General features: G+C 71.1%; 22 protein-coding genes. 9 read left to right on the top strand and 13 right to left on the bottom strand.

All coding sequences use genetic code 11. The annotated features are described in order from the left end of the window. The first annotated feature begins 6 nt into the window (after positions 1-6). The gene (locus tag ACFQ79_RS15635) at positions 7-387 is read left to right on the top strand and encodes a hypothetical protein (protein ID WP_383583379.1); all 381 of its coding nucleotides are present in this window, start codon (positions 7-9) and stop codon (positions 385-387) included. Between the two features lie 241 nt (positions 388-628). Here ACFQ79_RS15635 and ACFQ79_RS15630 read toward each other — a convergent pair whose 3' ends face one another. After that, positions 629-1,792, bottom strand: coding sequence for an esterase-like activity of phytase family protein (locus tag ACFQ79_RS15630; protein WP_383583377.1), 1,164 nt, complete (start codon positions 1,790-1,792; stop codon positions 629-631). Between the two features lie 145 nt (positions 1,793-1,937). Beyond that, the gene (locus ACFQ79_RS15625) at positions 1,938-2,930 is read right to left on the bottom strand and encodes a LacI family DNA-binding transcriptional regulator (RefSeq protein ID WP_383583375.1); all 993 of its coding nucleotides are present in this window, start codon (positions 2,928-2,930) and stop codon (positions 1,938-1,940) included. Between the two features lie 382 nt (positions 2,931-3,312). On the opposite strand from ACFQ79_RS15625, the gene ACFQ79_RS15620 reads away from it, so the two are divergent. The 3 genes from ACFQ79_RS15620 (at position 3,313) to ACFQ79_RS15610 (ending at position 7,529) form a co-directional block, all read left to right on the top strand. After that, positions 3,313-5,448, top strand: coding sequence for a discoidin domain-containing protein (locus ACFQ79_RS15620; protein ID WP_383583477.1), 2,136 nt, complete (start codon positions 3,313-3,315; stop codon positions 5,446-5,448). 174 nt (positions 5,449-5,622) lie between these two features. Then, positions 5,623-7,002 carry a DUF1996 domain-containing protein gene (locus ACFQ79_RS15615; RefSeq protein WP_383583373.1) on the top strand — a complete coding sequence of 460 codons (1,380 nt, stop codon included), beginning with the start codon at positions 5,623-5,625 and terminating at the stop codon, positions 7,000-7,002. Beyond that, positions 6,978-7,529 carry a DUF305 domain-containing protein gene (locus ACFQ79_RS15610; protein ID WP_383583371.1) on the top strand — a complete coding sequence of 184 codons (552 nt, stop codon included), beginning with the start codon at positions 6,978-6,980 and terminating at the stop codon, positions 7,527-7,529. Before ACFQ79_RS15615 ends, ACFQ79_RS15610 begins: the two co-directional genes overlap by 25 nt. Positions 7,530-7,689: 160 nt before the next feature. On the opposite strand, the gene ACFQ79_RS15605 is transcribed toward ACFQ79_RS15610, so the two are convergent. From ACFQ79_RS15605 to ACFQ79_RS15580, 6 genes are all read right to left on the bottom strand, one after another. Continuing rightward, on the bottom strand, positions 7,690-8,109 hold the full coding sequence (locus ACFQ79_RS15605) for a hypothetical protein (protein WP_383583369.1): 420 nt from the start codon (positions 8,107-8,109) through the stop codon (positions 7,690-7,692). A gap of 38 nt (positions 8,110-8,147) precedes the next feature. Next, the gene (locus ACFQ79_RS15600) at positions 8,148-8,636 is read right to left on the bottom strand and encodes an SHOCT domain-containing protein (RefSeq protein WP_383583367.1); all 489 of its coding nucleotides are present in this window, start codon (positions 8,634-8,636) and stop codon (positions 8,148-8,150) included. A gap of 85 nt (positions 8,637-8,721) precedes the next feature. Next, the gene (locus tag ACFQ79_RS15595; protein WP_383583365.1) at positions 8,722-9,375 is read right to left on the bottom strand and encodes an HdeD family acid-resistance protein; all 654 of its coding nucleotides are present in this window, start codon (positions 9,373-9,375) and stop codon (positions 8,722-8,724) included. A 764-nt stretch (positions 9,376-10,139) separates the two neighbouring features. Continuing rightward, complete coding sequence (locus tag ACFQ79_RS15590; RefSeq protein ID WP_383583362.1) at positions 10,140-11,150, bottom strand: tellurite resistance/C4-dicarboxylate transporter family protein; 1,011 nt, start codon at positions 11,148-11,150, stop codon at positions 10,140-10,142. 168 nt (positions 11,151-11,318) lie between these two features. Beyond that, entirely contained in the window at positions 11,319-11,930 is a 612-nt protein-coding gene (locus tag ACFQ79_RS15585) for a histidine phosphatase family protein (protein WP_383583359.1), read from the bottom strand. Positions 11,931-12,149: 219 nt separating this feature from the next. After that, positions 12,150-12,710 (bottom strand): helix-turn-helix domain-containing protein, encoded by a 561-nt coding sequence (locus ACFQ79_RS15580; protein WP_383583357.1) that lies wholly within the window; start codon positions 12,708-12,710, stop codon positions 12,150-12,152. 185 nt (positions 12,711-12,895) lie between these two features. Between ACFQ79_RS15580 and ACFQ79_RS15575 the strand changes: the two genes are divergently transcribed. Together ACFQ79_RS15575 and ACFQ79_RS15570 are read left to right on the top strand one after the other, a co-directional pair. After that, the gene (locus ACFQ79_RS15575) at positions 12,896-14,020 is read left to right on the top strand and encodes an aryl-sulfate sulfotransferase (RefSeq protein WP_383583355.1); all 1,125 of its coding nucleotides are present in this window, start codon (positions 12,896-12,898) and stop codon (positions 14,018-14,020) included. After that, the gene (locus tag ACFQ79_RS15570) at positions 14,017-15,462 is read left to right on the top strand and encodes a uracil-xanthine permease family protein (protein WP_383583353.1); all 1,446 of its coding nucleotides are present in this window, start codon (positions 14,017-14,019) and stop codon (positions 15,460-15,462) included. Before ACFQ79_RS15575 ends, ACFQ79_RS15570 begins: the two co-directional genes overlap by 4 nt. A gap of 24 nt (positions 15,463-15,486) precedes the next feature. On the opposite strand, the gene ACFQ79_RS15565 is transcribed toward ACFQ79_RS15570, so the two are convergent. The 3 genes from ACFQ79_RS15565 to ACFQ79_RS15555 form a co-directional block, all read right to left on the bottom strand. Next, positions 15,487-16,035, bottom strand: coding sequence for a rhodanese-like domain-containing protein (locus ACFQ79_RS15565; RefSeq protein WP_383583351.1), 549 nt, complete (start codon positions 16,033-16,035; stop codon positions 15,487-15,489). A gap of 232 nt (positions 16,036-16,267) precedes the next feature. Then, positions 16,268-17,119: an aldo/keto reductase gene (locus ACFQ79_RS15560; RefSeq protein WP_383583349.1), complete on the bottom strand. Its 852-nt coding sequence runs from the start codon at positions 17,117-17,119 to the stop codon at positions 16,268-16,270. A gap of 189 nt (positions 17,120-17,308) precedes the next feature. After that, positions 17,309-18,286 carry an aldo/keto reductase gene (locus ACFQ79_RS15555; protein ID WP_383583347.1) on the bottom strand — a complete coding sequence of 326 codons (978 nt, stop codon included), beginning with the start codon at positions 18,284-18,286 and terminating at the stop codon, positions 17,309-17,311. 224 nt (positions 18,287-18,510) lie between these two features. Between ACFQ79_RS15555 and ACFQ79_RS15550 the strand changes: the two genes are divergently transcribed. The 3 genes from ACFQ79_RS15550 (at position 18,511) to ACFQ79_RS15540 (ending at position 20,646) form a co-directional block, all read left to right on the top strand. Then, positions 18,511-19,410, top strand: coding sequence for a helix-turn-helix transcriptional regulator (locus tag ACFQ79_RS15550; RefSeq protein ID WP_383583345.1), 900 nt, complete (start codon positions 18,511-18,513; stop codon positions 19,408-19,410). Between the two features lie 257 nt (positions 19,411-19,667). Then, positions 19,668-20,015, top strand: a complete 348-nt coding sequence (locus ACFQ79_RS15545) for a hypothetical protein (protein WP_383583342.1) — start codon at positions 19,668-19,670, stop codon at positions 20,013-20,015. Between the two features lie 106 nt (positions 20,016-20,121). Then, the gene (locus ACFQ79_RS15540; RefSeq protein ID WP_383583340.1) at positions 20,122-20,646 is read left to right on the top strand and encodes an AAA family ATPase; all 525 of its coding nucleotides are present in this window, start codon (positions 20,122-20,124) and stop codon (positions 20,644-20,646) included. Between the two features lie 108 nt (positions 20,647-20,754). Here ACFQ79_RS15540 and ACFQ79_RS15535 read toward each other — a convergent pair whose 3' ends face one another. Together ACFQ79_RS15535 and ACFQ79_RS15530 are read right to left on the bottom strand one after the other, a co-directional pair. Next, positions 20,755-21,507 (bottom strand): DUF4232 domain-containing protein, encoded by a 753-nt coding sequence (locus tag ACFQ79_RS15535; protein ID WP_383583338.1) that lies wholly within the window; start codon positions 21,505-21,507, stop codon positions 20,755-20,757. A gap of 212 nt (positions 21,508-21,719) precedes the next feature. Next, the gene (locus ACFQ79_RS15530; RefSeq protein WP_383583336.1) at positions 21,720-22,199 is read right to left on the bottom strand and encodes an AbfB domain-containing protein; all 480 of its coding nucleotides are present in this window, start codon (positions 22,197-22,199) and stop codon (positions 21,720-21,722) included. Positions 22,200-22,525 lie beyond the last annotated feature (326 nt).

Here is a 22,525-nt window from a genome sequence, read left to right as displayed (position 1 = left end):
CGTGAAATGGAGCGAGCTGAGGTTCTGAAGCGAGTGATCGGCATCCTGACGGAGGCTCAGGAGATCCGCCGGGCCGTGGAGGACGAGAGTGAGGGCGACGAGGCCTTCGAGGCCGCGTCCGAGATCGAGCCGCGGGTGGTCACGCAGATGCTCAACGAGATGCTGCCCCACATCAGCGTGCCGGCCGACGCCGCTCCCCAGGAGGTCGCCCACCTCCTTGCCGCAGCGCTCGGTCCCGCGCTGTACACCATGGTCTCCGGGTTCACGCTGGCCTTCACCAGTCTCGCCGTGGCGCATGACGAGGGGCGGACCGACGTCTCCTCCGCCGAGGTGCTGCAGTCCCTCGCCCTTCAGGTGGAGGCGGGCCGTTTCGACGAGGGCGCCTGACCGGCCCGTCTCCGCCGTACGGTCCACATCGCGTACGGGGTGACCGAGGCGTGCGGAGAACAGCGCGCCGCCCTCCGGAGCGACGCGCCGGGCGCGGAGGCGCCCGGGTGTCGTCGACGGTCCGGAGGACGGCGAGTGCGCGGCGGGCGTCAGCCCATGCGGCCCGGGTTCACCGGGCAGCGCGGGCTCGCTTGCTTCACCGGCTTCACCGGCTTCACCCGCTTCACATGGTTCACCTGGTTCAGCGGAGCGCCAGCGCGACGATCTGCGTGACCGCTTCCTTGTCGAAGTTGTCGTCGCTGACGAGAATCAGGGACCGCTCGCCGGACGGCAGGGTGGGTCCCCAGGTCATGCCTTCGGTGTTGTCGACGGTGGACAGGCCGAGGGTGTGGAAGTCGGCGACGAGCCTCTTCCGCATGGGCGCGACGGGCTGTCCGGCCAGGGAGTCCACGGACCGGACGTCGGTGGCGCCCCGCGTCGTGGTGTCGTACAGGCGGATCTTGTAGCCGGAGCCGGCGACCCAGGTGCGCTCCAGCACGAGGTAGCGCTCGGGGTCGTTCGGGAAGGCCAGGATGGACGGTACGCCGGTATCGGGGCCCCACGGGCTGGTCGGGTCGGACTCGGCGAAGATCTTCTCGACGGGGTACGCGAACTGCCCGAGCACCCGGCCGCCGCGGGTCTGTCGCGTGACGCGGACGAGCGCGCCGTGCGTCAGGTCCGGCACCGGCCCGTCCTGGAGCAGGGGTCCCTCGATCGCGCTGGTCACGACGGTGCCGCGGGCGCCGAAGGTGAGTGCTTCGACGGCCTGGTTGCGGCGCGGCCCGCGCTCGGCGGTGATCAAGTAGTTCTGCGGCAGCCGCAGACGGCCGTGGTGGGTGCCGTCGGGCTCGGAGATCTCGATGGACGGCTGGATCACCGGGGGGCCGGCGACGGCGGGCCGGTCGCCCTCCTGCCCCCACCAGTAGCGGCATTCGCGCGGGTCGACCCGGATCTCCTCCGGGTCGATCGCCTTGCCGTCGCCGAGGGCGGGGGACGGGTAGACCGAGCCGTCCGGCTGGAGGAGGGGGTGGGTCGAGGTGAAGTCGACGGCGTGCACGCCCGCGGCGTCGACGTCGAGCTTCGCGGTGTAGAAGCGCGCGGGCTGGAGGAAGGAGCGGTCGTCGCTGATGAGGACGTACTCGCCGGTGCACCGGTCGCGGTCGATGCCGGAGAGACCGCCGACCGTGGTCCCCAGGAAGTCGAGCTTGTGCGGGACGATCTTCTCGCCGAGCAGGCGGGCCTGCACGGCACGCTTCGACTCCGGGGCGGGCGCGCCGGGTTGGGGTGCGGCGGCGACGGCGGGAGCGAGGGTGGACGTGACGAGCAGGGCCGCGGCGCAGGCGCGGCGGATCAGAGAGGCACTCATACCGATGATCATGTCCCGGCCCTCAGCCGCCCCACAGTCACCCAGGCGAGTGTTCCTTCGGGCGACCGGACCGATCGTCGGATGATGGGTGCGGCTCGGGGATCCTCGGATTCCTCACGGGATCCCGGCGCCGGAACCGCGCCGGTCAGGTCGACTCGCGGACCACGAGTTCGTTCGGGATGACGACCGGATCTCCGGGGCCACCCTCGATGAGACCCAGGAGCAGGTGGACCGTCGCGATGGCCTGGTCGGCCATGGGGCTGCGTACGGAGGTGAGGGCCGGCGCGGTGTACGCGGCGGCCTCGATGTCGTCGAAGCCGACGACGGCCACGTCCTCGGGGACGCGGCGCCCCGCCTGGCGCAGGGTCCGCAGGGCTCCGATGGCCATGAGGTCGTTGCTCGCGAACACCGCGTCCAGCGCGGGGTCGTCCTCAAGGAGCTGCCGCATCGCCTGGGCGCCCGACGCTCGGGTGAAGTCGCCCAGGGCGACGATCGACCGTCGGCCGGTGTCGCGAAGCGCTTCGCGGTAGCCGTCGAGGCGCTCGCGTGCCTCGAACAGGTCCAGCGGCCCGGTGATGGCGGCGATCCTGCGACGTCCCCGGTCCAGCAAGTGCCGTACGGCGAGCGAGGCGCCGCCGATGTTGTCGAGGCTGGCGTAGGGAACCCGGGGTGCGGACGTGCGGTTGAAGGAGGCTATCGGCAGGCCGGTCCTGGCCAGTGCCGCCGGCAGGGGATCCGTCCCGTGCAGCGCGACGAGCATGACACCGTCGACGTGCCTGCCGGCCACGTACTGCTCCACCCGGGCCCGGCTGCGGTCGGATTCCGCGAGCATGAGCACGACCTGCTTGCCCGCGGCCTCCAGTTCTCTGCTCACGGCACGCACGACGGTCGAGAAGAGGGGGTCGTCGGAGACGACGCCCTGGGGCGGATCGGAGACGACGACGGCCACCGCGTCCGTACGGCGGGTGACGAGGTTGCGGGCGGCCGCGTTGGGCACGTAGCCCAGTTCGCGCACGGCTTGCATCACGACGTCACGGATCTCGGGGGCGACGGTCGTCTCACCGTTGACGACCCTGGAGACACTCGACTTGGACACACCCGCGCGTGCGGCGACCACTTCCAGCGTGGGTCGTTTCATCCCGGTCCGTTTCGATCGACGACGCCCGAGCCGCTCAGGGAGCGTTCTCCGGCGAGGATGACTCCCCGCCGCCGCCCATGTCAACGGCCTTGCGGGCGGCGGTCGTCCGGGCTCCCACGCCGTCACGCACCCTCGCCCGCACAGGGACCCTGCCTGGCAGAAGCCTTGGTCGGGGCTGTCGATGGCTCCTCAGAAACCGTTCCATGAAAGGCAGTTGGAGAGTCCGTGGCGTTTCCATCAAGTGAACCAAGGCCTTGACAGTCGATGTGGACCGGCCCATTCTCACCCCTCAGGGAGCGCTCCCTCGCCTTTCCCTATTTGAGGAGACGCCGTGCGTCCGCTGCTTCGCCGCCTCGGTCCGCTCGTCGCCGTCGTGGCCACCCTGCTCACCTTCACCGCCGTACCCGCCACTCCGGCCGTACCCACCAGTCCCGCCGTCCCCGCCACCTCGGCCGTATCGGCCAGTCCCGCCGTATCCGCCCGCGCCGCGGAAGTCCTTCTGTCGCAGGGCAAGTCCGTCACCGCCTCGAGTACCGAGGCGGCGTTCGCCGCCCGGAACGCCGTCGACGCGGACCCCGCCACGCGCTGGTCCAGCGGCTTCACCGATGCCGAGTGGCTCCAGATCGACCTCGGCGCCACCGCGACGATCAGCCGGATCGGCCTCGACTGGGAGGCCGCGTACGCCAAGGCGTTCCGGATCCAGGTGTCGGACGACGCGACCACCTGGACCACCGTCCACGAGACGGTGGAAGGCACCGGCGGCAGCCAGAACGTCACCGTGTCCGGCACCGGGCGTTTCGTCCGTCTGTACGCGACCCGGCGCGCGACCGCCTACGGCTACTCCCTCTGGGAGTTCCAGGTCCACGGCTCCACCGGCGCAGGCACCAGCGCCTGCGGCAGCACGGACGCCGCGCGAGGCAGGCCCGTCACCGCCTCAAGCACCGAGGGGGCGTTCAGCGCCCGGAACGCCGTCGACGGAGACCCCGCCACGCGCTGGTCCAGCGGATTCGCCGACGCGCAGTGGCTCCAGGTCGACCTCGGCACCACGAAGCAGGTATGCGGCCTGACACTCGACTGGGAGGCCGCGTACGCCAAGGCGTTCCGGATCCAGGTGTCGGACGACGCGACCACCTGGACCACCGTCCACGAGACGGTGGAAGGCACCGGCGGCAGCCAGAACGTCACCGTGTCCGGCACCGGACGTTTCGTCCGTCTGTACGCGACCCAGCGCGCCACCGCCTACGGGTACTCCCTCTGGACCTTCGCCGTCCGCACCGCCACCGGGGGCGACAGCGGCGGAGACACCCTGCTCTCCTATGGCAGGCCGGGCGCGGCATCCTCCTCGCAGAGCGACCAGAACTGCTGGGAATGCACCCCCGCCCGCGCCTTCGACCGTGACCCGGCCTCCCGCTGGGCGACCAGCTCCACCACCGGCTGGACCGACCCCGCCTGGATCTCCGTCGACCTCGGGGCCGTCGCACAGATCAACAAGATCGTCCTCCAGTGGGATCCCGCCTACGCGAGGTCCTTCCAGATCCAGGTCTCATCGAACGGCACCGACTGGACACCGATCTACTCGACCACGACGGGAACAGGACTCAAACAGACCCTCGACGTCGCCGGCACCGGCCGTCACGTACGGATGTACGGCACCGAACGCGCCACCGCCTACGGCTACTCCCTCTGGGAGTTCCAGGTGTACGGCAGCGGCGGTGCCCCGATCCCGGCCCCGCCGCTGCCGCCCGACCCGGCGGAGCCGCCGCGGCTGATCTGGAGCGACGAGTTCGACGGTGCCGCCGGAGGCAAGCCCGACCCGGCCAAGTGGAAGGCCGACCCGGGCACCGGCCAGAACGGCGAGCTGCAGTACTACACCGACCACGACAACGCCGCACTCGACGGAGCGGGGCATCTCGTCATGGAGGCCCGCAAGCAGGCCACGCCCGGCAAGGGATGCCCGCCCGACCCGCTGACCGGCAGCACCACCTGCCAGTACACCTCGGCCCGCATGAACACGGGATCCACCTTCCGGTTCACCTACGGTCGGGTCGAGGCACGCATCAAGGTCCCCAAGGGAAACGGGCTCTGGCCCGCCTTCTGGATGATGGGAGCCGACTTCCTGAGCGGCCGGCCGTGGCCGTACAACGGCGAGATCGACATCATGGAGATCCTCGGCAAGGACGTGAAGACCGCGTACTCCACCGTCCACGCTCCCGCCTACAACGGCGGCGGAGGAATCGGCTCGCCCTACGGACTGCCCCAGGACGCCGACTTCTCCGACGACTTCCACACCTGGACCGCCGACTGGACGAGCAAGGGAATCGTCTACGGCCTCGACGGGCGCACCGTCCTCACCCTCGACAAGGAGCAGGTGGAGTCGACTCGCGGGCCCTGGATCTTCGACCACCCGCACTACATGATCCTCAACCTCGCGGTCGGCGGCGACTGGCCCGGCCCCACCGACGCCACCACCCCGTTCCCCGCGAGGATGCTCGTCGACTACGTGCGGGTCTACCAGTAGTTCGTGCCTCCCGGGGGGCTCTCGCCGGGTCGGTCCCGCCGCCCCGGGGGTTCTCGCCGGGTCGGGTTCCGCCGCGCGACCCGAGCGCCCCCACCCCCCTCCGCAACCGCTCCCCACCCCCCTCCCCAACCGCTCCCACCCCTCCTCTCCTCCCACAACCCCAGAGGAACAGACATGATCCGACGTTCCGTCCACCTCCACACCCTGTTAGCCGGCGTGCTGGCCGTCGTCCTGGCCGCCGCGCTCAGCGTCACACTCACCGCACAGACCGCGTGGGCCGCCGCCCTCGTCGTCCAGGCCGAGTCCTATGCCGCGCAGTCCGGCGCGGGCGTCGAAGCGACCGCGGACACCGACGGCGGGCAGAACGTCGCCTACCTCGCCGACGGGGACTGGCTGCGCTTCGACACCGTCGACCTCGGCGCCGCCGGCCCCGTGACCGCCTCCGCCCGCATCGCCTCCGCCACAGGAGGCCCCGGAACCGTGGAACTGCGCAGCGGATCGCTCACCGGCCCGCTGCTCGCCACCTTCCCGATCGCCCCCACCGGCGGCTGGCAGACCTGGGCCACCCGGACCGCCGACATCACCACCCACCCCACCGGCCCGCAGACCCTGTTCGCCGTCATCCGCAGCGCCACACCCGGCGACTTCGTCAACATCAACTGGTTCTCGTTCGACAACGGCGGCGGCAGCGGCGGCCCCGCGCCCGGCTGGGTCGGCATCGACCAGGCCGCCTGGAACACGCAGCTGGCGCAGTTCCGGGCCATGACCCCGGCCACCGTGCCCGCCGGCACGGTCCGCGTACCCGAGTTCAACGCCACCTGCACCTACAGCCACTCCAAGCCGGACGACCCCATCGTCGCCCCCGGCCTGCCCGGTGCGTCCCACATGCACAGCTTCTTCGGGAACAAGAGCACCGACGCGTTCACCACGCCCCAGAGCCTGTCGGCCAACCCGGGCACCAGCTGTACCCCTGCCAAGGACCTCTCCGCCTACTGGATCCCCACCCTCTACCAGGACGGCAGGGCCGTCGAGAGCGACGGCGTGATCGTCTACTACGGTTCCCGCCTGCCCGACCCCTCGGCGACGGTTCCCTTCCCCCAGGGCTTCCGCATGATCGCCGGCAACGCCAAATCCCAGGTACCCACTCCGGCAGGCTCGGCCAACCAGTTCTTCTGCGCCGGCGAGGGAGGCGAGATCGGGCGCAGCGCCGACGGCAACTGGCCGATCTGCGCACCGACCGCCAAGCTCGTCCACCAACTGCTGTTCCCCGACTGCTGGGACGGCAAGCACCTCGACAGTCCGGACCACAAGTCGCACGTCGCCTTCGCCCACAACGGCACGTGCAGCGGCGACCACCCCGTCGCCATCCCGTCCGTCTCCTTCGTCATCGGCTACCCGACCTCCGGAAGCGCCACCGGCCTCTCCCTGTCCTCCGGCATGGCGTCGTCCATCCACGGCGACTTCTTCAACGCCTGGGACAACGCGGCGCTGGGACACCGCGTGAAGGACTGCATCGTGCAGAGCGCCAAGTGCAACTCCGCCGGCACCTTCTGACCCTGCGGACGGCGTGGGCCCTGCTCGCGGTGCTCCTGGTCACCGGCTGCACCACGCAGCCGGAGACCGGCCCGCCGCGGGCAGCGGCTTTCAACGCCACCGACGCCGCATGGATCCAGTTGATGATTCCCATGGGCGAGCGGGCCCTCCTGCTGACCGGCCTTGCACCCTCTCGTACGGCGGATCCCGCCCTTGCGGATCTCGCAGACCGGGCCGGAACACGGCTGAAGGAGGAACAGGCGAGACTGCGCGCGCTCCTGGACCTCTCGGGGATCCCCGACACCCGCCCCCACGAGGGCCACGACATGCCGGGCATGGTCAGCCGCGCCACGCTCGCCGGGGCGAAGAGAGCGACAGGCAGGGAATTCGACCGGATCCTCGCCGACAGCCTTCGCGCCCACTTCACACAGTCCCGGACCCTCTGCGCGGGCGAACAGGCCTCCGGCGGCGCGCACGAAGTGAAGGACCTGGCCGCCGTGATCGAAAGGAGCGCCACGGAGGAACTCGCCCGACTCGGTACGACGTAACGACTCGGCACGACGCACCGACTCGGTACGACGCACAGACCTCGTACGACGGACCGACCCGCGGCCACATACCGGCCGCGACCCTGACCGGCACCCACCCCTGCCCCGCCGTTCGTGCGGCGGCTGGACAGGGGTGGGTGCCGGACACGGTCGCCCTACGTCAGAGGAGCTCCTCCCTCTTCACCGCGCACAGCGCCCAGATGATGAAGCCCGACATGGCGACCATCAGGATCGACCAGGCGGGGTAGTACGGCAGGGAAAGGAAGTTGGCGATGATGATGAGCGCGGCGATGCCCACGCCCGCCACGCGTGCCCACGTGGCCGTCCGGTACAGCCCGAAGCTGACGAGGACCGCGATGACGCCGATGACGAGGTGTATCCAGCCCCATGACGTCAGGTCGAATTTGAAGACGTAGTTGGGCGTGTCGACGAAGACCTCGTCCTCCGCGATCGCCATGATGCCGCGGAAGATGCCGACGAGGCCGGTGATCCCGAGCATGACGGCGGCGAAGACGGTCAGTCCGCCGGCCCAGGCCTGTCTCGTCGTGTCTGCCGACCGTGTGGTGTGGGTGGAGGCCATCACGATCCCTCGCTTCTCGGTCGAATCGCCGGGCGCGGTCAGCGTCCGGGGGTGGGGGGCACGCCGGGTGCGGGGCTCGCGGCCGGCCTGTCGTCGGTCAGGATCAGCGCCTTCGCCCGGTTGAACTCCTCATCCGTGATGTCCCCACGGGAGCGGAGCTCGGAGAGCCTGGTCAGTTCTTCGGCGCTGCTGGGTCGCGCGGCGCCGGACGCGGTCTCGCGAATGTAGGCGTCGAATTCCCGCTGCTGGTCACGGGCCTGGGCCATCTCGCGACGGCCCATGTTCTTGCCGCGGGCGATCACGTACACGAGGACACCGACGAAGGGGAGCAGGATGACGAAGGCGAGCCACCCCGCTTTGCCCCATCCGTTCATGTCCTTGTCGCGGAAGATGTCGGTGATGATCCGGAAGAGCAGGATGAACCACAGGATCCAGAGGAAGAACCAGAGCATGGTCCAGAAGACGTTGAGCAGCGGGTAGTCGTAGGCGAGGTACACGATTCCTCCGTTTCCGAGGTCGCCGGGCATGCCGGGCGTACCACGGGTCGTGCGCGTGGCGGGGAGAGCCTCACTCCGAAGCCCGGGCGCGAGGCTGCGTCGGCGACGCGGCTTGTCAGCCGGGGCCCGGTGAGTCGTGACCCGTGACGCCAGCCCTGCGCAGCGCCGACCGCCACGCGAGCGCGACGGCCGTCTCGGCCAGGCCGAGCAGGACGAGCCAGAGGCCGAGCAGCCTGGTCAGGGCCCGGGCGGACTCCGTCGGCAGCGCCAGCACCACGATTCCGGCGACGATGCCGAGGACCGCGACGGCCATGACGACGCCGCGGTGCGGCATGTTCTTGGTGGCGATGGCCGTGTAGAGGGTGACGATCCCGGACACCAGCCAGACGGCGCCGACGATCAGCGAGAGCGCGGCGATGGTCTGGAGCGGGTTCCTCAGACACAGGACCCCGCCCAGGACACACAGGACGGCCACGATCAGACCGGGCACGCGGTCGCTGCCCCGCCCGAAGACGGTCACGAACTGGAAGGCGCCGGTCAGCAGCAAGTACACCCCGATGAGCACGGCCAGGACGTGCAGGGTGACATCCGGCCATACGAGCGCCAGGATGCCCGGGATGAGCGTCGCCATCGCGGCGCCGAGGAGCCAGACCCACGAGCGGCCGAGGCGCGCCAGCTGGTCCGCCGGGTCGGCCGCGGGAGCGGACGATGCCCCGCCGGCCCCGTCTTCCGGTCCGGCACGGGGTGCGGAGCCCTGTGACGTTGCCATGTGGTCCTCCTCCCGCCGCCCGGATGGATCGTCCCGAAGCCCTTCAGGGCTACGGGACTCGCCACTCCCACGACGCTCGGATCGAGCGACTGGAACGGGTCGGCAGTCCGTACGGACGAGCCTTGCCGATGACAGGGCCGAACAGGAGGGTCGGTCCGGCCATCGTCACGCGATGGGCCAGGGGCGACGCCGTGGCCGGCGTTCCCGATACGTGTTTCCTCGGAGGTCTCGTCGTGCATGAGGTGTCTCTCGGAGGGGTCAGAAACGGGAGCGTGCAAGGCTCCAGGACCAGTGTGCACCCTTCGCCTGTCCGACGCCTCACCGCGTGAGGCACAGGCGGGACGGCGGGCCCGGGCACCATCGGGGAGCCGCGGCCGTGCCTCCCCGAGGAGGGCGGGCGGAGGGCGGGCGGAGGGCGGACGGTTTGACAGAGGCTCCGACCTGTGAGGGGCCGCCCCGCAGGTTCGCCGCCGGCGCTCCCGCCCCCTCGGACAGCCGATCTCCCCGCCTGCCTCTCCTGCCGCAACGGCTGGATTTGCACACTTGTGGCCGGACATGGTGACCCGTCACTTTCGGTAGCGACACCGCCGTGGACCGGATCCCGTGGACACGGCCTGCCTTCTCCGGGCGGGCAGCCCGGCGCCGGCCGTCCGGTCCTGGGAACGGGCGGCCGAGCCTCTCCGCCCCGCCGGACGCCGCGGGCGGCTCGTTCCTCAGCCTGGTGGTCGTCCTCCTGGGGTGGCGCACGGTGACCGCCGCGGCTGTCACCGCCACCGGCGCGCCCGGGCCGGGCGACGGTTGTCGGCAGCGGGGGAGGGGCGGTCGGCGGCGTGTCCCATGAGCGAGCGGGTGAAGCCGTAGGCGGTCGGGAGCCACACGGCGACCGCGATCCACAGCAGCACCCGGCCCAACGTCTCCAGCCACGCGACTCCGGTGGCCGCCGCGACGGACAGGGCCGCCACCGCCGTCATGCCGAGCGGGAAGACCGTCGCCCAACGACGGACGTCGTACGCGAGGCGTGGCCGGGTGAACTCGCCGCACAGCAGGACTGCGTACCAGGCCAGATCAAGCGCCGTCAGGACGAGCGTGGTCGTCCGCAGCGTCGTGGCCGCGCCGCCGGACCAGACGCCCGAGGCGAGGAGCTTCGATCCGGCGAGCGCCGAGATCGCCAGGGCCCCGCCCGCGATCCACTGGTCGCCCGCGCCCGTCACCACCTGGCGGAGATCGAAGCGGGCCAGGGCATCGACGTACAACGCGAGGCCCAGCAGGAACAAGCCGAGGGCCACCCGAGCCGACCAGTCACCGAGCTCCGGCGCGAGGACGGCACACAGGACCGCGAGCCCTTGGGTGGCCACACAGATCAGGAACACGGCGCCCGGCGCCCGCCGGGTCAGGTGCCGGAGGACCGCGACCAGCATCGCGGGCCACACCACCGCGGCGATCACCAGAAGCGACACGGCCACCGGAGTGAGGCCGAGGAGCTCGAACCGGACGCCGAGCACGGTCGTGGCAGCGACCGCGGTGAGCGCGGGCGGGGTGTCGGCGGTCACCTCCCAGCGGCGCCGGTCCCTCACGAGCAGGGCCGCGAAGCCGATCGCCAGCAGCAGCCACAGCCCTGTGGCCAGCCACAGGGCCACGACAGAGACCACCTCGAAGCCGGTCAGACTCAGACCGACCGACAGGATGCCGGTGGCCATGACCGCGGCACCGGCCACCGGCGGCCACGCCGCCCAATGCCCGGCGTACCGGTTCATGGCGTGCTCACGCTCGTGCATGGCCCCATCGCACCGCTGCTCCCGGTACCGCGCCAGTCGTCGGGGCGGACGAGCCGGCGGGCCGGGCACTCCTTCGGCTCAGTCGGCCGGGCACTCCTCGGGATCAGTCAGGGAGTCCCGTACGGCGGTGCCGGCGGCCGCCCCTCCGTAGAGCGACCGGCGTCCGGGTCACGTATGGACACGGGGGAGCGGGCGCTGGTTCCAGCCTGCCACCACCGGCAGTCCGTGCTCCGTGGACAACCTGCCGACCGTCGCCGTCGTCAGGAGGAACAGCCGCCCCTCGGACGCCGGCAGGTCGAGGTAGCGGGCGGTGAGGACACGCAGCAGATGCGCGTGTGCGACCACCACGCCGTCCTCCCGCGAGTCGGCGAGGAGAGGCGCGATGCGCGCCAGCACCCGGTCGGCCCTTCGTCCCACGTCCTCGGCGGACTCGCCCGGTCGCCCGTCGGCGTGCGGGGGTACGCCGTCCTTCCACAGGGACCAGTCCGGCCGGGTCTCATGGATCCGGGCCGTGGTCAGCCCCTCGTACCCGCCGTAGTCCCACTCGCACAGATCCTCGTCCGTCACCGCATCCCGCAGCCCGGCGAGTTCCGCCGTGTGCCGGGCCCGCAGCAAAGGGCTGGTGAGCACGAAGGAGAGGGACCGGCCCTTGAAGAACGGGGCGAGCGTACGTGCCTCCGCCTCGCCGTCCGGCGTGAGCGGCAGATCGGTACGGCCGGTGTGACGCCCGGAGGCGCTCCACTCCGTCTCGCCGTGACGGATCAGGATGAGGTCACTCATGGCGCGGTGCTCCTTTCCCTTCCGTTCGCCGCTCGACGGCGTGAGCTTCGACGGCGTGAGATTCTGCGGCGTGAGCCGTGACGGCGTGAGCTTCGACGGCGCGAGGCGTGAGGGCGCGAGGCGGCCGGGGGCGGGTCACGCCTTCCAGCGTGCGGCCTTGGTCTCTGTCACGCACGTGACGGATCCCGGTCCGAGCGCGCCGGGAAGGTGCCTGTCCCGTCAGGGTTCCAGGACGTCGACGTGGTCGCCGACCGCGACCACAAGGACCCGCGACCCCGGTTCGACGGTGCGCCAGCGGTGCCGGACGCCGCCTGACACCAGGAGCGTGTCTCCGCGCCCCAGGCGGTGGATCCGGCCATCGGCTTCGACCTCCACCGAGCCGTCCGCCACGTACATCAGCTCGTCGTTACGGTGCCGGAACTCGCGATCAGCCTCGTGCTCGCCGACGAACTCGAGCGCGTGCAGCTGATGGCGGCCCCGTACCACCGGCCGGACGCCGGCCTCCCGGTCGAGCCCGCTGTCGTCACCGGCACGCACCACGTCGATCGTGCGCGTCCTGTCCGACGTCGCGAGCAGCTGCACCGCCGTGGTGTCGAGGGCGTCCGCGATCCGCTGGAGCGACCTCATGCTCGGGCGCGCCCGGTCGTTCTCGATCTGGCTGAGGAACGGGGAGGAGAGCCCGCTGATCCGTGCCACGTCGGCGAGCGTCAGGTCGAGTGCCCGGCGCCGGCGGCGTACGGCAGCCCCCACCCGAGGGGTGTTCGTGCTCTCGGCCTCCATGGATGTTCCCTTCCCCGCCCCGAGGCGCCGTTCTCCCTGGTCGACGGCGCCTGACGGCACCTTACGCGGAGCGAAGCGGGAACTCGGAGACGGTTTCGTACTCCTGACACACGCCCGTCACACAACGGTCCTAACGTCAAAGTCGGTTGTTGTCATCAAAGAAAGTTTGAAGCGAGGAACCTGACGTGCCCACTGTCGACCAGAACTCACGCCGCCGTCGCCCTGTCGGCCTCATCGCCCTGGACGAGACGGCCGTGTCCGACGGCTACACCCTCTACGCACCTCTCACCGGCACCGGGGAGGTCTATCTCATCGATCTCCACGGCCGTACCGTCCACAGCTGGAACCTTCCGTACCGCCCCGGCCGCCACGCCCGACTGCTCGCCGACGGCACACTGGCGTACAACGGCGTCCTTCCGGGGGAGCGTGCCCTCTTCCCGATGTGGCACAAGTACCGGGGTGGCGTCATGCTCCGTGCGGCACCCGACGGCACCGTCCTGCGGGAGCACCGCGACCCCCTCCAGCACCACGACGCCCACCACCTCGACGACGGGCGCGTCCTCTACACCGCCCTGGAACCCCTGACCGGGGCCGAAGCCGCGACGGTACGGGGCGGCGTGCCCGGCTCCGAGGCCGAGGGCGGCGTCGTCTGGGCCGACACCATCAAGGAGGTCGGTCCGAACGGCGAACTCCTCTGGTCCTGGCGGGCCTCGGAGCACCTCGACCGGGCGTCCTTCGCTCTGCACGAGGCTTATGCGCGTGAACACTGGCCCCTGATCAACAGCGTCACGCCGCTGCGGGACGGCAACATCCTGGCCAGCCTGCGCAGCGTCTCCGCCGTCGTCGTCATCAGCCGCGACACCGGCGAGATCATCTGGCGCAGCGGCCCCGGCACGGTCAGCCAGCAGCACGCCCCCACCGAACTGGACGACGGCCGGTTCCTCGTCTTCGACAACGGCGTCTTCCGGCCCGGACACGACGTCCCGTACTCCCGCGTCGTCGAGATCGACCGGGCCGGCGGCGACATCGTGTGGGAGTACCACGACCCGGCGCGCGAGTTCTTCTTCGCGCCCTTCATGGGCTCGGCCCAACGCCTGCCGAACGGCAACACGCTCGTCACCGACTCGCCGTCGGGGCGGCTGTTCGAAGTGACCCGGGACGGCTACCTGTGCTGGGAGTACGTCGTCCCGCACTTCGCCGGCTACGGCGAGAGCGAGGTCCGGGGCCTCTTCCCGTCCGAGCCCAACGCCGTCTTCCGCGCCTACCGTTACTCCGCGGCCGACATCCCGTGGCTGGAGGCGAAGGCATGACGACGACCCCGGCGTCCAGATCCACCTCGGAGCCCACGCCCGACTCCACGTCCGAGTCCACGTCCGAGTCCACGTCCGACTCCACGTCCGAGCCCACGCCCGGCTCCACGCCCGACTCCACGTCCGTCGAAGCGGTCGACGCGAAGGTTCCATGGCGGAGACTGGTACCGCTCTCGGCCCAGCACGTCCTCGCGATGATCGCCGCCCCGGTCTCCACCGTCTTCCTCGCCGCCGGCACCCTGAAGATGTCGCCCGGTGCGACGGCCTCACTGCTCAGCGCCGTCCTGCTGCTGTGCGGAGCGGGCGCCCTGCTCCAGTCACTCGGTGTGTGGCGGATCGGCGGCCGCCTTCCGTTCGTCATGCTGCCCGGCGGCGCCGCGACCGCGCTCTTCCTCCAGATCGCCCAGGAACACGGGGCGCCGACCGCCGCCGGCGCCGTCCTTCTGGCGGCGGCCCTGCTCCTGGCCGTGCTGCCCCTGTACGCCCGCGTCGTACGGCTCTTCCCGCCCCTGGTCATGGGGGTGACCGTGCTGCTCATCGGGATCGCGATGATCCGGGTCGCGGCCCGACTCGTCACCGGACCGGACGGCACGGGCGAGCCACGCGCCATGCTGCTCGCCGGGCTCACGGTCGCGGCGACCGTCACCGCGTACGTGTTCCTGCGCGGCGTATGGCGCCAGACGTCCGTCCTCATCGGAATGGCGGTGGGCACCGCCGTGGCGGTGGCGACCGGCCTGGGAGCCTTCACTCCCGCGGCCGGCAGCGGCTTCGCGCTGCCCGCGTTCCTGCCCTTCGGGACACCGAGGTTCGACCTGCTCGCCGCCCTTCCGCTGCTCGTGTTCAGTCTCACCACCCTGGCCGAGATCACCGGACAGACCGTGCTCAACAGCGAGACCGTCGGCAGGACCCCGGCCCCGGAACGGGACGTCCCCCGCGTCGCCCGTGCCGACGCCGTCGTCTCCCTGGCGGGAGGACTGTTCGGTACGTCCCTCATGGTCACCAGCGCCGAGAACATCGGCATCGGCCGGCTCACCGGGGTCCGCAGCCGGTTCGTGACCGCCGGTGCCGGAGCGCTCCTCGTCGTCCTCGGCCTGGCCACGCCCGTGTCCCGGGCGCTGGCGGGCATACCCGAGGCCGTCGTGGGAGGCTCCGCCCTCGTCGTCTACGCCGTGATCGCCGTCATGGGCGTCGAGATGCTCCGCCGCGCCGACCTGTCCGGCACCGGTACGGGATCGCTGACCGCAGCGCTCGCGCTCACCGTGGGACTGCTGCCGCTGCTCACCCCGGACCTGTACGCGGGGTTCCCCGGCTGGGCCCGGACCATCCTGGGCAGCGGCGTCGTCGCCGGCACCCTGACGGCAGTCCTCCTCACCGCGCTGCTCGGCCGGTTCGGCCCCAAGAGCCGTCACCCCGCCCCGCCGGACCCGCACGCGCGGCAGTGACCGGACCGGAAGCGGCGGCGCGCCTCAGCTGTGCGATGCCGCGCCGCGCCGGTTGAAGGGGAGCCGGCCCAGGACCACCGCCATGCCGCAGGTGTCGGTGAGCGCCGAGAACACCAGACCCCCGGCGATCCCCGCCGAAAGCACCTGGAACACGGGATGGACGAGCAGCCCGAGAACCAGGCCGAGCAGCACCAGCGCCCCTGCGGTGAAGCGCACCTGACGCTCCATCCCCCAGACCTTCCGCACGGGTCCCTGCGGGTACTCGAGCGGATGGCCCGCCGAGGCCCATCCCCGGGTGCCGCCGGTGAGACTCGCCGCGGCGACCCCGTGGGAGGCGAGGGTCGCGACGGCCTTCTCGGAGCGGGTACCGGAGGCGCACACCAGCAGGAGCGGCCTGCTCGTGGTGGCGTCCCGCAGGTCGGGCACCTTGTCCTCGATGCGTTCCAGGGGGACGTTGACGGCACCCGGCAGACGGCCGGACGCGAACTCGCCCGGGGTGCGGACGTCGACCACGTTCAGCTCGGGCAGTCGAGCCTCTGCTTCGCCGACGGTGATGGTGTGGGATGTGCTCATGACGAACCTGCCCTTGGCGGTGCGGTGACGGCTCCGCACCGGCAGCGGCGGGGCCGTTCCCCGGATGCTAGACGTGCGCCGCCGCTCGGACGCCGCGACGGGCGCTGCTGCCACGAGCCCGCCATGACTCCGCCACACGGCCGCAACACGACGAGCCGGCGCGTGCCTCCGGGTGCCGGTGCGCGGTCCGGTTCGGGGTGAGGCGTTCGGCGTTCGGGGCTGGGGGTTCGGGTCATGCATCCAGGCGGCGCTTGGCGAGCCAGGCGACCATCTCGGGGTCGTGGTGGTCGAAGAACAGGGAGCCGCCCGTGTCGAGGGTGGCGACGGCCGCCATCTGCTCGTCGGTGAGCCGGAAGTCGAAGACGTCGATGTTCTCGGCCATGCGCTCGGCCCGCACCGACTTGGGGATGGCGACGACGCCGCGCTGGGTCAGCCAGCGCAGCACGACCTGGGCGACGGTCTTGTCGTACTCCTTGCCGATCTCGGCGAGCAGCGGGTTCGTGAACAGGTCGTTCCTGCCCTCGGCGAAGCCGCCCCAGGACTGGAGCTGCACCCCGTGCTCGCGCATGAGGTCCTGGTACTCGGTGCGCTGGAAGAAGGGGTGGGTCTCGATCTGGTTGACGGCCGGAGTGACCTCGTTGTTGAGGATCAGGTCGACCAGCCGGTCGGGGTAGAAGTTGGCGACGCCGATCGCCCTGGCCAGGCCTTCGCGATGGAGCGCCTCCATGGCCCGCCACTGGCCGTAGACGTCGCCGAAGGGCTGGTGCATCAGGTACAGGTCGACGTAGTCCAGGCCGAGCTTGGCCAGGGAGGCCTCGAAGGCGCGCCTGGTGTTGTCCTCGGCCGGTGCGTCCTGGACCCACAGCTTGGTGGTGACGAACAGCTCCTCGCGCGGGATGCCGCTGGACTCGGCGGCGCGGCCTACGGCTTCTTCGTTGCCGTAGGCGGCGGCGGTGTCCAGCAGGCGGTAGCCGGCGGCCAGGGCCTCGGAGACGGCGCGCTCGGTGTCCTCGGCGGGGATCTGATACACGCCGAAGCCGAGGAGCGGCATCCGGACGCCGTTGTTGAGAGTGACGGTCTGCATGAGCGGTATGTCCTTCGCTGTACGGAGGGGGAGGGGGAGGGGGAGGGAGGGAACGGGTGGAAGCGGGTGGCGGGTGGAAGTGGTGGGACGCGGGGGGAGCTGCTACAGGTCACTGCCGCATACACGCGCCATCGCTGCGCGCATGAGGAGCACTGCTCCAGACGAGGTGGTGCGGGGCGGGGTGGGCGATCAGCGTTCGAGCAGCCGCGCCTGCGCCTCCGTGTGGGTGTCACCTGCGGCGGGCGGCAGGCTGCCGAGCCGGGCGAGCTGCTGGGCGGTCAGGGTGACCGTGTCGGCGGCGGTGTTCTCCTCGACACGGCTGACGCGCTTGGTGCCGGGGATCGGGGCGATGTCGTCGCCCTGGGCGAGCAGCCAGGCCAGCGCGACCTGTGCGGGCGTGGCGCCGACCTCGGCGGCCAGGGCCTCGACCTCGTCGGCGAGCCCGAGGTTGCGCCGGAAGTTCTCGCCGGTGAAGCGCGGGTTGTCGCGGCGGAAGTCGTCCTCGTCGAACTGGTCGGTGGAGCGGACGGTGCCGGTCAGGAAGCCGCGGCCCAGCGGGGAGAACGGCACCAGGCCGATGTTCAGCTCCCGCAGGACGGGCAGGACCCGCGCCTCGACGCCGCGGGTCCACAGGGAGTACTCCGACTGGACGGCGGTGACCGGCTGGACGGCGTGGGCCCGGCGGATCGTGTCCGGACCGGCCTCGGAGAGGCCGAAAGCGCGTACCTTGCCCTCCTCGATCAGCTCCTTGACGGCGCCGGCGGTCTCCTCGATCGGCGTGCTCGGATCGACGCGGTGCTGGTAGTACAGGTCGATGTGGTCGGTACCCAGCCGCTTCAGCGAGCCCTCGAGCGCGGTCCGGATGTTCGCGGGGCCGGAGTCCAGGTTCCACGCGCCCGCACCGGCGTGGGAGACCAGACCGAACTTCGTCGCGAGCACCGTCTTCTCCCGGCGGCCCTTCAGGGCTCGCCCCAGCAGCTCCTCGTTGGTGTACGGGCCGTAGATCTCGGCGGTGTCGATGAACGTGACGCCGAGCTCAAGGGCCCGGTGCACGGTCCTGATCGACTCCGCCTCATCGGTACCGGAGCCGGTGTAGCCGTGGGACATGCCCATCGCGCCCAGACCGATCCGGGAGACCTCCAGGTCACGCAGTTTGATGGAGCGCATCTCGCCCTCTCTGGTTCGTGGTGCCGCCGGACTCCTTCGTCACTGTCACCCGGCCCGGCAGGCGGTGCCTGCCGTGGCCCGGACAGCGGCGAGCGTGCAGCCGGCGCCGTGCTCCTTCACCTTCACCCGGATTCCCCCGGTGTGGCAGGGCGGGCTCTTCAGGGGTCATGACAGGGCCCCCCTCCCGTCTGCGCGCCACGCGCGGAGCGGGTGAGACTGGAGTCATGGCATCCGAGACCGCGAACAGCGAGGGCGCCGAGCTGGGCCGCTACCTGCGCGCCCGCCGCACCCAGACGAGCCCCGAGCACGTCGGCCTGACCGTGGGCGCCGGCATCCGCCGCACCCCCGGCCTGCGCCGCGAGGAGCTGGCCACCCTCTCGGGGATCAGCATCGACTACTACGTGCGGCTGGAACGGGGCAAGGAGACCCGTCCCAGCCCCGCCGTCCTCGAATCGCTCGCCCGAGCCCTGCGCATGGACGACCAGGAACACCAGCACCTGCGCGAGCTCGCCGCCCGGGCCGCCCGTTACGCCCCCGAACCGCCCCCGGTCCCGAGCCGCAGCGTGCGTCCCCACCTCAAGCTGCTCCTGGAGTCACTGCGCCCGAATCCGGCGTACGTCATCAGCCGGAGCATGGACATGCTCGCCTGGAACCCGGGCGGCCTCGCCCTGTACGCGGGTCTGGACGACTGGCCGGCGAAACACCGCAACCTCGCCCGCTACCTCTTCCTCCACCCCGCGGCCCGCGACCTCTTCGCCGACTGGGACCGGCAGATCACCGCGTGCGTCGCCCGCCTGCGAGCCGTCGCCGGCACCGCACCCGACGCTCCCGACCTCACGAACCTCGTCGGCGAGCTGCTGCTCAAGAGCTCCGACTTCGCCCGCCTGTGGGAACGGTACGAAGTCACCGGCCGCAAGCCCGCCCACAAGACGTTCCACCACCCCCAGGTCGGGACGATCACCCTGACCTCGCAGTCGCTGCAGGTGGAAGGCACCCCTGGCCAGCGCATCGGCGTCTACACGGCCGAGCCCGGCAGCCCCGACCACGACGCCCTGCTCCTGCTCGACATGACGGCACCGCGCCCGGCGGAACGCTCCGCCGGACGCACCTCGGAGAGCCGTTGATCAGCAGCGGAGGCGTGAGTCGACGGCGAGGCCATGGTCGATGACACCGGTGACGCCGCGCACCGCGGCACCGCCCGCGGCGGGGCCGCGGCTGTCGGGCCGGTGCTCGGCGTTCGTCAGGTCTTCTCACTTGTGACGAGATGGCGTAGGGGGCATCCGGGTGGGTTTCTCTCCGGAACGCAACGGCTCGCCGTACCCGCGTCGCCGTCTCCTGCACGAACGCCGCATGACGCTGTACGACGACTGAGGAGACGCTCATGACCGAGTTTCAGGCGCTCACCACGGCTCCGCGCGCACTGCTGGATCTCGACCCGTACCGCTTCCCTGCCGTGCACGACCTCGACGACCTGCGCGGGGAGACGGCGGCCACCTGCGGGAGCATGGAGTTCGGCGGCTGCTCCGAGCCGGAGTCCACGCCTTCCGGCCGCCCGTCCCACGGCCTGGAGCCGACCGACCGCCGCCGACTGGAACTGCACGCCGCCCTCACCACGGCGGGCATCGCGCCCCTGCCGGGCGATCTCGACGCCATCGACGTGCTCTCCGCCCTGGACGACAGCACGCACATCGCGCTCCGTCGATGGCTCAGCTGGTCCGGCGCCCACTGACACCGTCCGCACCAACAGGCCGTGGTGGAGAGGTTCCTGGCCGCGTTGCGCACCGGGCGGACAAAGCGGTCGCCGCCCGCTCCGGTTCCCTGACAGGATCAGGGGTGTGACGACGTTGTTCCTTATGGTCGGCCTGCCGGGGGCCGGCAAGACCACGAGGGCCCGGCAGCTTGCCCACGAGCACGGCGCGCTGCGCCTGACGCCCGACGACTGGATGATCCCCCTGTTCGGCGCGGCGGAGGCGGAAGGGAAGCGCGACGTGCTCGAGGGGCGCATGCTCTGGCTCGCCCTGGAGGCAGTGAAGCTGGGTACCGAGGTCGTGGTGGACTACGGCTGTTGGTCCCGGGACGAACGGTCCGCGATCCGATGGCTCGTGGAGTCCGAGGACGCGTGCTTCCGGATGGTCTACCTGCCGGTGGACGCCGAGACCCAACGCGCCCGGATCGCCCGGCGCCAGGCCACCGCGCCCGACGAGACGCTCCCGATGACCGAGGCCGACATCCGTTACGGGCGGGCGCACTTCGAGGAGCCCGACGCCGCGGAGCTGGGAGGCCGCGGACCCGCCGGCCCGCCCCCTGGCTGGGGGAGCTGGCGGGAGTGGGCCGCCGACCGGTGGCCGTCGTTCGCGTGACCCCCTCCGCCGCACCCGCTCGGGTTCCGCGATCCGGGCCCGAGCCCCGCGGGGACCGCCGCCGTCCCGCCCCCGGCCATGGGCGTACGACGATCCCCGCGGCACTCCTCAGAGCTGGGTGATCGGGCGCATCGCAAGGCCCTCGGTACCGGCCCAGCCGTTGAGCCGCGCGGCGTCGTCGACGGAGACCGTGTCGAGGCCGTCGGGCAGGTCGAAGATGAGCGTGCCCCTCAGCTCGGTGCCCTCGCCGGCGACCAGGGTCGCGGTGAAGCGGTCCGACTGGTCGTACTGCGCCTCGCCCCCCTCGTCGTTCCCGAAGACGTACAGGCCGGCGTAGGCCTTGCCGCCCCCCTCGACGACCACGGGCTCGGTGTCCGGCTCGCCGAGCGTCTCGACGATCGGGGCGTCGTTCCCTGCCTTGAGCCGCACCTGAGGCGCGTCGTTGAGGACGCACGGAGTCTTCGCTGTGTTGGTGACGGTCAGCAGGAAGTGGCGGGGGGTCTCACCGCGCTCGTCCTGGAGCTCCACCGCGGTGGTGAGCCCGTCCGCCGTGCAGTCCTCGTACTTCGTGCCGTTGCCGCCGCCGGTCTCGCCGCTGTCCCCGGTCTCGGTGGCCGCCGGGCTGCCGCTGCCGGTCCCGGAGTCGCCCGTGGGCGCGGTGGTCTCCGGGGTGCTCCCGCCGGCCGAGGCGGAGCCCGAAGGGGCGCCGCTCGACGAGGCGGAGGCGGGCGGCGATCCGGCGGCCTCGCCGTCGCCCTGGCAGGCGGTGGTCGTCATCAGAGCCGCGACCACGGCTGCGCCCAGGACGGCGCCGCGCAGGCCCCGACGCGGTGAACCGGCTCTGGTCGTCTTCGAGTTCATTCCGTTCTCTCTTCCCCCGTGACCGGCCCGGAGCCGGTCCTTGTGCGAGCGACATCGGTATTGTTGCCACGTGGGGAAGCGGGTTCACCGGCATCTCGCGTCTGTTACAACCCTCGTACGAACCAGAAGTCATCGCGTGACCCGGACCGCGCGCAGCGACGATGGGGAGCACACGGCTCCTGCCGTGTGCTCCCCATTCGGCCCTGGCGCGTCTAGAACTCCTCCGGGTGGAGCGGCGGGGCGATTCTGAAGCATGCCGATTGCAGTTCGGACGGGGTCACCACCGGCTCGGCGAAGAGTTCGAAGTTCCTGTGCCGGATGAATCGGTCCGGGAACTTCACGGACCGGAACGATGCCTGGTTCGGGTCGATTTCGGCCGGTTCGATGACAAACGTCGATTCCTCGATGACCTCCGCCTTGACCTGGGGGTCGATGATTCCGGTGAAGAACTTGCTGTGGATGCGGAAGTCGTCGAACGTCGCGATGCGCAGACAGAATCCCGGCGGAGCAACCGCCCGTACCAGCATTCCTGTTCCGCCGAAATTGACCAGGCTCGGGCCGGTCCACTGGAACGTGGCGTCACGACGGTCTGCGTCCGTCTCGATCTTGGCGATGTCGGCAAGGCCGTCGTGATCGATGATGAAGAAATCGGGGAAGTTGTTCGAGAACAGTGAGAGTTTGAGAACGGCCACGATGTCCGTCCTTCCGTGATGCGTGCACCTGAGAGTCGCGAGTGACGAACCACTCGATCGACTTCAGCCACCTGATGTGCGGGGACCGGCGTGGGGGCCGAGAAAGCCGTCACGCTCCGTGTCCATGTGGATAGGGCACTATGTCCATCATGCGCCGCCGAAGGCGTGGATGCCAGCGCTTCACCGCGGTTACCGCTTCAACTACACGAGGAGCCCTCGAAGTACCGCAACGCACGATCGGGGTGTGGGCCTCGGTCTCCGGGCTCGGCATGGCGGCGGGGCCGGTCACCGGCGCCCGCCCCGGCCCGGCAGGGTGCGGGCCGGGG

It is taken from the genome of Streptomyces sp. NPDC056480, assembly GCF_042795405.1.
Taxonomy (GTDB): Bacteria; Actinomycetota; Actinomycetes; order Streptomycetales; family Streptomycetaceae; genus Streptomyces.
The sequence above is the reverse complement of the archived record's forward strand: the minus strand, read 5'-3'. Positions and strand labels throughout refer to the sequence as shown.

Bases quoted from the DNA above. Each gene is read 5' to 3' on its own strand.
- ACFQ79_RS15625 (WP_383583375.1), bottom strand. From the start codon at position 2,930: ATGAAACGACCCACGCTGGAAGTGGTCGCCGCACGCGCGGGTGTGTCC.
- ACFQ79_RS15595 (WP_383583365.1), bottom strand. From the start codon at position 9,375: ATGGCAACGTCACAGGGCTCCGCACCCCGTGCCGGACCGGAAGACGGG.
- ACFQ79_RS15585 (WP_383583359.1), bottom strand. From the start codon at position 11,930: ATGAGTGACCTCATCCTGATCCGTCACGGCGAGACGGAGTGGAGCGCC.
- ACFQ79_RS15615 (WP_383583373.1), top strand. From the start codon at position 5,623: ATGATCCGACGTTCCGTCCACCTCCACACCCTGTTAGCCGGCGTGCTG.
- ACFQ79_RS15635 (WP_383583379.1), top strand. From the start codon at position 7: ATGGAGCGAGCTGAGGTTCTGAAGCGAGTGATCGGCATCCTGACGGAG.
- ACFQ79_RS15605 (WP_383583369.1), bottom strand. From the start codon at position 8,109: ATGGCCTCCACCCACACCACACGGTCGGCAGACACGACGAGACAGGCC.
- ACFQ79_RS15555 (WP_383583347.1), bottom strand. From the start codon at position 18,286: ATGCGCTCCATCAAACTGCGTGACCTGGAGGTCTCCCGGATCGGTCTG.
- ACFQ79_RS15600 (WP_383583367.1), bottom strand. From the start codon at position 8,636: ATGCCCGGCGACCTCGGAAACGGAGGAATCGTGTACCTCGCCTACGAC.
- ACFQ79_RS15560 (WP_383583349.1), bottom strand. From the start codon at position 17,119: ATGCAGACCGTCACTCTCAACAACGGCGTCCGGATGCCGCTCCTCGGC.
- ACFQ79_RS15565 (WP_383583351.1), bottom strand. From the start codon at position 16,035: ATGAGCACATCCCACACCATCACCGTCGGCGAAGCAGAGGCTCGACTG.
- ACFQ79_RS15535 (WP_383583338.1), bottom strand. From the start codon at position 21,507: ATGAACTCGAAGACGACCAGAGCCGGTTCACCGCGTCGGGGCCTGCGC.
- ACFQ79_RS15590 (WP_383583362.1), bottom strand. From the start codon at position 11,150: ATGCACGAGCGTGAGCACGCCATGAACCGGTACGCCGGGCATTGGGCG.
- ACFQ79_RS15570 (WP_383583353.1), top strand. From the start codon at position 14,017: ATGACGACGACCCCGGCGTCCAGATCCACCTCGGAGCCCACGCCCGAC.
- ACFQ79_RS15580 (WP_383583357.1), bottom strand. From the start codon at position 12,710: ATGGAGGCCGAGAGCACGAACACCCCTCGGGTGGGGGCTGCCGTACGC.
- ACFQ79_RS15630 (WP_383583377.1), bottom strand. From the start codon at position 1,792: ATGAGTGCCTCTCTGATCCGCCGCGCCTGCGCCGCGGCCCTGCTCGTC.
- ACFQ79_RS15550 (WP_383583345.1), top strand. From the start codon at position 18,511: ATGGCATCCGAGACCGCGAACAGCGAGGGCGCCGAGCTGGGCCGCTAC.
- ACFQ79_RS15545 (WP_383583342.1), top strand. From the start codon at position 19,668: ATGACCGAGTTTCAGGCGCTCACCACGGCTCCGCGCGCACTGCTGGAT.